This is a genomic window from Acinetobacter lwoffii (assembly GCF_022809915.1).
Lineage (GTDB): Bacteria > Pseudomonadota > Gammaproteobacteria > Pseudomonadales > Moraxellaceae > Acinetobacter > Acinetobacter lwoffii_M.
In genome coordinates this window covers 1-8733 of sequence record NZ_JALGQY010000053.1, presented here as the reverse complement: position 1 = coordinate 8733, position 8733 = coordinate 1, and the positions used below count along the sequence as shown (strand labels likewise).

Sequence of the window (8733 nt, the reverse complement as noted above, 5' to 3'; positions counted from 1 at the left end):
ATGGAAAGGATTCATATGCTGCACCTTTAGCTAAAACAGTCTTCAGCTTACCATTCGTGGTTATTTGCAACAGTGCCGGTGCGGCTTTATAATTCGCAATAAAATTTAGTCTGCCTAAAGCATTTGTGTTTCCCGCAATCGCTATTTTATTGGTTGCTTGCTTGTTCCCCGCATTAAATTATTATGCTCTTGAAGCATCTGAAAAGTCATTTAACCAAACAACCAATTTTTTAAGTCAGCCAGTACATAAGTTTTCAGCAAATAAAATAACTGTACTTTGGGGCATGTGGTACATGAAAGCCCTATATTTAGCCATAGCAGGTTTAATTGGCTTTGGCATAGCTAAAGCTTTATATCCTGAAGTGATTTAAAAAAATTGGATATTTTTATTTAGAAATTACATTGTATGTTTACAACATAAATTGAGATATATAAAGATGACCCATTGAAATGGGATTAAAAAAAATACTTTATTTTTAATATTATAATTATATGTAGTTCAACTAATGGTGTGATAGGTTTTAGTTATAAACTTATTCATTCAGGAATTATATTGCTGAATGAATAAGTCTAATTGATTTATTTATGCAACCCAACTATTCATTTGATTCATTTGATTCATTTGATTCATTTGATTCATTATTTTTAACTTGTTTTTGTTTAGAATTTTCAACTTTAGAAGCTTTTAAATTCTTTTCAAGAAATAACAAGCCGCCATCTGCATAACTAAAACTTGCGATACTAAAGAATGCACTAATTAACAGTAATTTAGTACAAAATTTATTTTTGAATAGCATGTTTATTTACTCTCATTTAATACTTGTTAGATATTCTAACTTTAAAGAATTAACACCCAGAGGACTCATAAATTACATTCTTGTAATTTTAAAATGTCTCAGGATGGTGTTTAAAGTGCGTGTGATAAATAGAAGTGTAATACAGGAAAATGGTAAGGTTTATCAGCCTAGTCATCTGTCCATTATGTAGAAAGAGCAGCACTTTAATGTTTATGCTGTTCCAATGTATTACATTCCTTACTTTCTATTTGTAACGTAATTTCAGTAATATTATGATTATGTTTTAGAACTTCTAAGGCCTTTTGATAGAGTTGATCTGTATTGCTATTCGGAGCAACCAAATGAGCAGTTAAATGAATATTTTTTGAGGATATAGCCCAGACTTTCAACTGATGAATCCCTTCAACGCCCTCTAGCTTCAATAAATCATTTCTTAACGACTCAATATCAATCTCATCAGGAACTCCTTCAAGCAGAATATTAATACTTTGTTTTAATAAAATCCAAGTTCGAGGTAAGACCCAGAAGCCAATTAACACAGCGATTACGGTATCAACCCACATCCACTGGGTAAAATAAATAACTATTCCTCCGATAATCACGCCTATCGATCCTAGAGCATCACTAAGAACTTCTAAATATGCACCTTTTATATTTAGACTTCCTTCAGCACTAGCAGAAAGGATTTTCATTGAAATCAAATTTACGACCAAACCAATGACCGCGACAATCATCATTTCAACACTTTGAATTTCAGCAGGGTTCGTAAAACGTTGATAAGCTTCATATACAATATATATTGCTACCACAAAAAGCATCACCGCATTAAACAGAGCCGCTAAAATTTCAAATCGCTGATAGCCAAAAGTTCTTTTATCATCTGCGGCTTTTTTACCAATTTTGATAGCGGCAAGAGCAATAGCTAAAGCGGCTACATCAGTAAACATATGAGCTGCATCAGATAACAAAGCCAAACTTTGGGTAATAAAAGCAGCGACAACTTCTACTATTAAAAAAGTAGTCGTTAAACCTAAGGCAACCATTAACTTCTTACTATTTTCTTCAGTAACAACCGCATGGCTATGATCATGATGTTCTGACATAAAATATTTTCCTTATTCTATTTATGATGAGCAGAGATATTGGATAACAGCCAATATCTCTGCTGTAAATCGACTAATCTATTGGATTAAGAAACTTTCTTTTCATTCATCCAGCGGTACAGTACGGGCAATAAAACCAATGTAAGCAGGGTAGAGGAGATAATTCCTCCAATAACCACTGTTGCTAAAGGTCTCTGTACTTCTGCCCCAGTTCCGGTTGCCAAAGCCATCGGGACAAACCCAAGGGACGCCACACAAGCGGTCATCAGCACAGGTCTAAGACGCAAAATTGCACCCTGCCACGTTGCATAATAAAGGTCATATTGTTGTCGCAACTCTTTGATAAAGGTGAGCATGACTAAGCCATTCAGTACAGCCACCCCCGATAGTGCAATGAAGCCAACCCCTGCTGACATGGATAATGGAATGTCACGCAACCACAACGCGATTAAGCCTCCACATAAGGCAAACGGTACACCACTAAAGACCAGTAAGCTTTCTTTGATATTATGGAATACAGCCATCAATAAAATAAAGATCGTCAACAATGCGAGCGGAACCACCAATTGCATACGCGCTTTTGCAGACATCAGATTTTGAAATTGACCGCCATAATCTATCCAATAACCGCTTGGTAATTCCTGTTTGGATAACGTGCTCTGAAGCTCTGTTACGAATGAGCCTAAATCACGTCCTTCTACATTTGCAGTAATAACCACTCGACGTTTACCATTTTCACGGCTGACCTGATTAATACCCAGGATATTTTCAACGCGTGCCACATCTTGCAGTTGGACTAAACCACCATTCGGCAATTGAATAGGAAGTACCGCTAACTGTTCAGGACTACGCTGGGATTCATCTAGACGGATGACAAAATCAAAACGCTTGTCTCCCTGTAAAATTGTTCCAACATTCTGGCCACCGACACTTGTAGCTACCAGATCCTGAATTGCTCTTACCGACAAGCCATATTGTGCAGCTCTGGACTTATCCACCTCTACATTCAACAAGGGTAAGCCACTGGTCTGTTCTACATTAACGGCTGTCGCGCCTGAAATTGAGTTAATTTTTTGAGAAATTTTATTCGCTTCGCGATTTAGAATCTCCATGTCATCACCAAATAATTTGACACCCACATCACTTCGCACCCCTGAAATTAACTCGTTAAAGCGCAGTTCAATGGGTTGCGAGAACTCACTGTTATTTCCCGGCAATGTCGCTAAGAAAGTAATCATTCTTTGGCGAAGCTCATCAATCGTTTGTTTTGGATCAGGCCATTCATCATGAGGTTTTAACAGTACCACGCCATCTGAAATGTTGGGTGGCATAACATCTGTGGCCACTTCTGCTGTACCGGTACGAGCAAAGATCGCTTTAATTTCAGGAAATTCTTTCAACAGTAACTTTTCAGTATTTTCCTGCATTCTCAGTGACTGTTCTAACCCTGTACTTGGGGAACGCATTTGCTGAACAGCAAAATCACCTTCACCCAGTTGAGGTGCAAACTCGCTACCTGTTTGAGTGGCTAGCACGCCCGTAAGCACTAAAATACAGGCAGCCACAATAGTCACAAATAAACGAAGCTCATAGGCTTTATCTAAAAGCAGTTCATATTTGGTTTTAAGCCAATGCATCCAGCGACTTTCGGTTTCCTTGACTTCTCCAGTGACAAATAGGGCAACTGCGGCTGGCACAAAAGTGACAGATAAAATCATGGCCCCAATTAAAGCCAGTACAACAGTCATTGCCATAGGATGGAAAAGTTTGGCTTCTACACCCGTCAGGGTAAAGATAGGTAGATAAACCACCAAAATAATTAACTGTCCAAAAATCAGAGGACGACGCGCCTGTTTTGCAGCCAAGAAGACTTCTTTAAATCTTTCAGAACGGCTAAGTAAACCACCTTTCAGCTTCTGAGCTTCTGCTAGCCGACGGATACAGTTTTCTACAATAACCACTGCACCATCAATAATAATACCGAAGTCCAGTGCCCCTAAACTCATCAGATTTGCACTAATCTTCTGCTCTGCCATTCCCGTCAAGGTAAACAGCATTGACAGTGGAATAACGCAAGCCGTGATCAGCGCAGCACGGAAATTACCTAGAAAGAGAAATAAAATAACAATGACGAGGATTGCACCCTCAATCAAATTTTTCTGAACGGTTTTGATCGCCCGATCAACCAAATGCGTACGGTCATACACAGTCTCAATCACCACACCTTTAGGTAGCGATTGCTGGATCGATTGCACCTTTTCATCAATGGCTTGAGCAACGGTACGGCTATTTTCTCCCATCATCATCATGGCAATACCCAATACAGTTTCTTCACCATTATAGGTTGCAGCCCCTGTTCTTAAGTCATGACCAATTGAGACATTGGCGACATCTGCCACCCGAATCGGATAGCCGTTTTTATTGGCAATACTGATGTTCTGGATATCTTCAATCGTGTTTAAAGTGCCGGGAACACGAACCGTTAGCTGTTGTCCATTTTTCTCAATATAGCCAGCACCACGGTTTTCATTATTCTCTGTTAAGGCAGTTTGTAAATCAGACAAAGGAATTTGCAATTGTTGCAATCGGTTCAGATCAGGGGCAACCACATAGGTTTTATTAAAGCCACCGATACTGTTGATCTCAGCAACGCCTTTTACGCGCTGTAATTGCGGTCTTACAATCCAATCCTGAATTTCACGTAAATCCATCGCCGAATAAGGGGTTCCATCCGGCTTTTTAGCATTTGGTTCGGCTTTAATCACCCATTGATAGATTTCACCTAAACCTGTCGAAATAGGCGACATGTTAGGTTGCACATCTTCAGGCATTTCTCCCATTGCTTCTTGCAAGCGCTGGTTGATAAGCTGTCTGGCCCAGTAAATATCCGTGCCATCTTCAAAAATGATGGTCACTTGCGATAAGCCGTAGCGTGAAATCGAACGGGTTTGTTCCATTTTCGGCATGCCTGACATGGCATTCTCGATTGGATATGTAATCCGCTGTTCCATTTCTAAAGCCGTAAAACCATTGGCTGAAGTGTTAATCTGCACCTGAGTATTGGTAATATCTGGTACAGCATCAATCGGTAACTTTTGATAACTATAAATACCAATAGCAATCCAAGCCGCAATAAACAGCATGACCCAGATTGCGTTATGGATAGAAAACTGGATCAGTCGATCAAACAGTCCTTCAGGTTTTACCGATTCGTGGTCTGGAATTTGAGGAGTTTCAGTGCTCATGTGAAGCCTCTCCTTTTTCCAGCTCGGATTTCAGTAAAAAACTGCCTTGAGCGGCATATTTTTGTCCCTGACTAAGCCCACTCACCACTTCAATCCATTGGCTCTCCCCAGATGATTGCCCTAATTTCACAGGTTGCGGACTGAATTCAACTTTTTGTCCATGCTGAGTGGCGACAAAAACCACATCTTTTCCATCGACATTCTGAACTGCGGACTTAAGTACCCGTAATGCGGTACTTTCACTCCGTTGTTGCAACTGTACGTTCACCATCAAGTTTGGACGTAATTCGGTTGCATTCGATTCAACTTTTGCTCGCACCTGAAGACGACCTGTTTGAATATCCGCTTCAGTATTTAAAGTCTGAATAACAGCTTGATAAACCTTTTCTGTTTGCAAGGATTTAAATTCGATCTTTTGATTCGGGGCTAAGCCCATAATTTCAGAATTTGGAACAATAAATTCAAGCCAGAGTTGATCTAACCGGTCTATCGTAAAGAGTTGATCGGCTAACTGAACATTTTCCCCGAGAACCAAATCCTTTTTACTGATCACGCCAGAAATTGGGGCTTTTAAAATATAGCGCCCGTTACTAGCATTCACTGCACCAAATGCGCTTAAACGTGATTGGGCCGCTTGAACCTGAATTTGTGCCCGTTTATAACTGTTATAAGCCCGTTGATAGTCCTGTTTTGCTGAGATACCCTGTGACCACAATTGACGCTCACGCTCAAAGTCTTGTTTCGCCAGTTCCAGATTGGTTTGTTCAATTTTAAGATTGGCCTGCTGATCAACTAGATCAGGAACAAGCAATGTAGCCAAAGGCTGCCCTTTCTGAACTTTTTGGCCGAGTTCTACATAAACATTTTCTACATGACCGCTAAAACTCGGTGAGACATGCGCTTGCTGATCCGTATTCACATTCAGTTTGGCAGGATAAGAACTTAATTTAACCACCGGACCTTGATCGACCGCTGATAACTGTATGCCCTGTTCCACCAGTTGCTTGGCCGTCAGGCTCACGCCTTCTGCATGCTCTTCGGTTTCACCGCCATGTTCTTCACTTCCATGTTCCTCTGCGCCTTCTTCCTCTGCATGTTCATCTGATGTTTCAGATTTATTCTTACCCGACAAGATCAAGAAAATACTGAGGAGTACGGTTGCGCCGATGACAAAACCAATCAGTAGAGGTTGAGAGATTTTTCCGCTCTGTTTTTTTAAGCTGTTTTTAAGATCGAACATGTTAATTTCCCCCACCAATGACAGGCATGGCCTGTATGTCTTGCCATAAGTTTTGATTGATTTGTGCAATAGCATCTTTCGACATGACTTCACTTGGGCTAATGCCTAAGCTCAAACTTTCTGCTTCAATGGCCTTTTGCCAGCCATCCCGTAACAACTGGACTTTACGCAGACGGATGTCTTGTAATTGAAGCGTGGCTTGCTGAACATCAGTTAAAGCAAACTTGCCTGCCAAGAAACCTTGTAGCGTCTTACTTTGAACTTGAGTCGCCAAAGGAATTTGAGTCTCGTCAACGACTTTGAATTGCAGCTCTAAACCCTGCAACTCGGTTAAAATTGTGCCTATTTGCAGCGCATTTTGCTTCAGATAAAATTCTTTCTGACGCTCTAATAAGTTCATTTTTTCTTGCGCGATTTTTATGCCATTTTGCTGACGATCGAAAATATTAAGCGGTACACTAACTCCGACTACTAATTGATTTTGTGTGGAGTTTTCCAAGGATTGGGTGCGGTTGACACCTAGGTTTAAAGTGGGGTTAGGACGTGCCTTTGCTCTTAGTTGATCAACCGTTGCTTGAGACTCTAATACCAGTAAAGCTCGATATTTCTCAACGTAGTTTTCCGCTAAATATTCTTGAACCTGTCCATGAGTCGATTTTGGCCAGAGCTTTTGTGAAGAGAGGTTTACCTGCAATGACTTATCAGACGTACCCCATAAATTTGATAATTGTTGGGTGGCCACTTGTACCTGTAAGTCTGCCTGTCTAAAAAGGCGTATATTTTCAGCATGACTTAAACGTGCGCGATTCACATCTACTTGCGCGATACCGCCCGCAGTAAAGCGCTTCTCGATCGCTTTAAGGTTTTCTTCACTCACCCGAAGTTGTTCATTGACAATGTTTCTTTCAAGTTCAGCAATGGCCAGTTGTGACCATACATATTTCACCGCAAGCTCAATTTGCGCTTGATAAATCTTCTGCTTCAGTGCTGTTTTATCTGTAGAGAGACTGGCTAATTTTTGGTTTGCTTTTCGCTCACCAAAAATATCCAAGGGTTGTGATATGCCAATGGCAAGCTCTTTTTCATTATTTGAACCAAATCCCGTTTGTTCAACTGACAGTTCAGGATTTTTAAACAGCTTACTTTGCTGAAGATTCGTGGCATTAATGCTGTTTTGCGTTTCCCAGAAATTTTGGGACGCTTGATACTGGTTGACCTGATCAATGGCTTGTCGCAGCGTTAAATCTTGAGGACTGGCGACTACAGAAGTACTCAAGCTGATCATTGCGGATAGCAAGACACCTGTACGGAATGCTGACCAGGATAAATTCAGGATAGAAGTATCCTGATATAATTTGTTTTTTGACATGAAATGCCCCACACATAATAAGATTAGGAGTGGTGGGCTTTTATAAGACTACCCCACCAATAGTAGGGGCAAATCAGGAGGGGGTGTTAATTGATTCAGATAAGGGGATTTATAAAAAGTTCTTCCCAAATAAGATGGTGTAAGGACTGTCTCAAAATGAGTTTTAAGCTTCAAATCATCGGGTGGGTCAATCTGAATCACGATTGTATTTGAGAAATGACTGCACTTTTCGTTAAAACAAACCTTCTGACAATAGTCATAAATTTCTTTATAGTTTTCTAAGGAATAAAGTGCTTGACTAGGACTATCACTCTTTTCGTCTAAATCGATTGGATTAGAGAGTATTGAATTGGGTATGTTTGGCATTTCATGCAGACACGCAGCCTCTGCCACACTCCAAATATTCTGGAATGTGAATAAGAGTACCAATATCTGGATTAGAAATGTTTTTCTCTTCATACACAAATCTGTATTTAAAACACCAATAAGAAGCTGTCCAGATCTATCAAAGATCTGATCACAGAATTTGAGTAACCTTAAACTTTTTGCAGCCTTAAGTAAAGATATACAGAATTTTTGAAAAAAGCATAGGTCTAGATAATCAAGCTAGATTTTTTAGAACTCCACATTGGTCAATTGTACATAAGCCATCACAAGTACCTCTTAAATCAGATAATTGTTCAATAAGCTTTTGTTGCTTGATTATATTTTCCCTGATAGCACTGACATGTAAGTCAATTAATTCATTCACATCTGAACAATTTTTCTTGGGATTATCTTTATAGGTGAGTAATTGACGAATTTCATTCAAACTCATATTTAAAGTTCGGCAATTCAAAATAAACTTAATTCGCTCAACATAGCCTACATCGTAAAGGCGGTAATTTCCTTCCGTTCTTTCGGGTTCCGGAATTAAACCTTCCTTTTCATAAAACCTAATTGTTAATACTGAACATGAGGTTTTTTTAGAGAGTTCACC

At 39.7% G+C, this 8733-nt stretch carries 8 protein-coding genes; 1 reads left to right on the top strand and 7 read right to left on the bottom strand.

Translation table 11 applies throughout. The features are described 5' to 3' along the window. Positions 1-161: 161 nt before the first annotated feature. Positions 162-371, top strand: a complete 210-nt coding sequence (locus MTX11_RS15890; protein WP_228127370.1) for a hypothetical protein — start codon at positions 162-164, stop codon at positions 369-371. Positions 372-596: 225 nt separating this feature from the next. On the opposite strand, the gene MTX11_RS15885 is transcribed toward MTX11_RS15890, so the two are convergent. The 7 genes from MTX11_RS15885 to cadR form a co-directional block, all read right to left on the bottom strand. Beyond that, positions 597-797 carry a hypothetical protein gene (locus MTX11_RS15885; protein ID WP_004665980.1) on the bottom strand — a complete coding sequence of 67 codons (201 nt, stop codon included), beginning with the start codon at positions 795-797 and terminating at the stop codon, positions 597-599. 203 nt (positions 798-1000) lie between these two features. Then, positions 1001-1900: a cation diffusion facilitator family transporter gene (locus MTX11_RS15880; protein ID WP_004733183.1), complete on the bottom strand. Its 900-nt coding sequence runs from the start codon at positions 1898-1900 to the stop codon at positions 1001-1003. Between the two features lie 86 nt (positions 1901-1986). Continuing rightward, positions 1987-5145 carry an efflux RND transporter permease subunit gene (locus MTX11_RS15875; protein ID WP_004733184.1) on the bottom strand — a complete coding sequence of 1053 codons (3159 nt, stop codon included), beginning with the start codon at positions 5143-5145 and terminating at the stop codon, positions 1987-1989. Then, positions 5135-6385 (bottom strand): efflux RND transporter periplasmic adaptor subunit, encoded by a 1251-nt coding sequence (locus tag MTX11_RS15870; protein WP_004733187.1) that lies wholly within the window; start codon positions 6383-6385, stop codon positions 5135-5137. The genes MTX11_RS15875 and MTX11_RS15870 overlap by 11 nt, the downstream gene beginning before the upstream one ends. Position 6386: 1 nt before the next feature. Further along, positions 6387-7754, bottom strand: coding sequence for a TolC family protein (locus MTX11_RS15865; RefSeq protein ID WP_087011445.1), 1368 nt, complete (start codon positions 7752-7754; stop codon positions 6387-6389). A 48-nt stretch (positions 7755-7802) separates the two neighbouring features. Continuing rightward, the gene (locus tag MTX11_RS15860; RefSeq protein WP_025465702.1) at positions 7803-8213 is read right to left on the bottom strand and encodes a hypothetical protein; all 411 of its coding nucleotides are present in this window, start codon (positions 8211-8213) and stop codon (positions 7803-7805) included. 142 nt (positions 8214-8355) lie between these two features. Next, a partial coding sequence (gene cadR, locus MTX11_RS15855; RefSeq protein ID WP_243475561.1) for a Cd(II)/Pb(II)-responsive transcriptional regulator occupies positions 8356-8733 on the bottom strand: 378 nt, incomplete at its 5' end.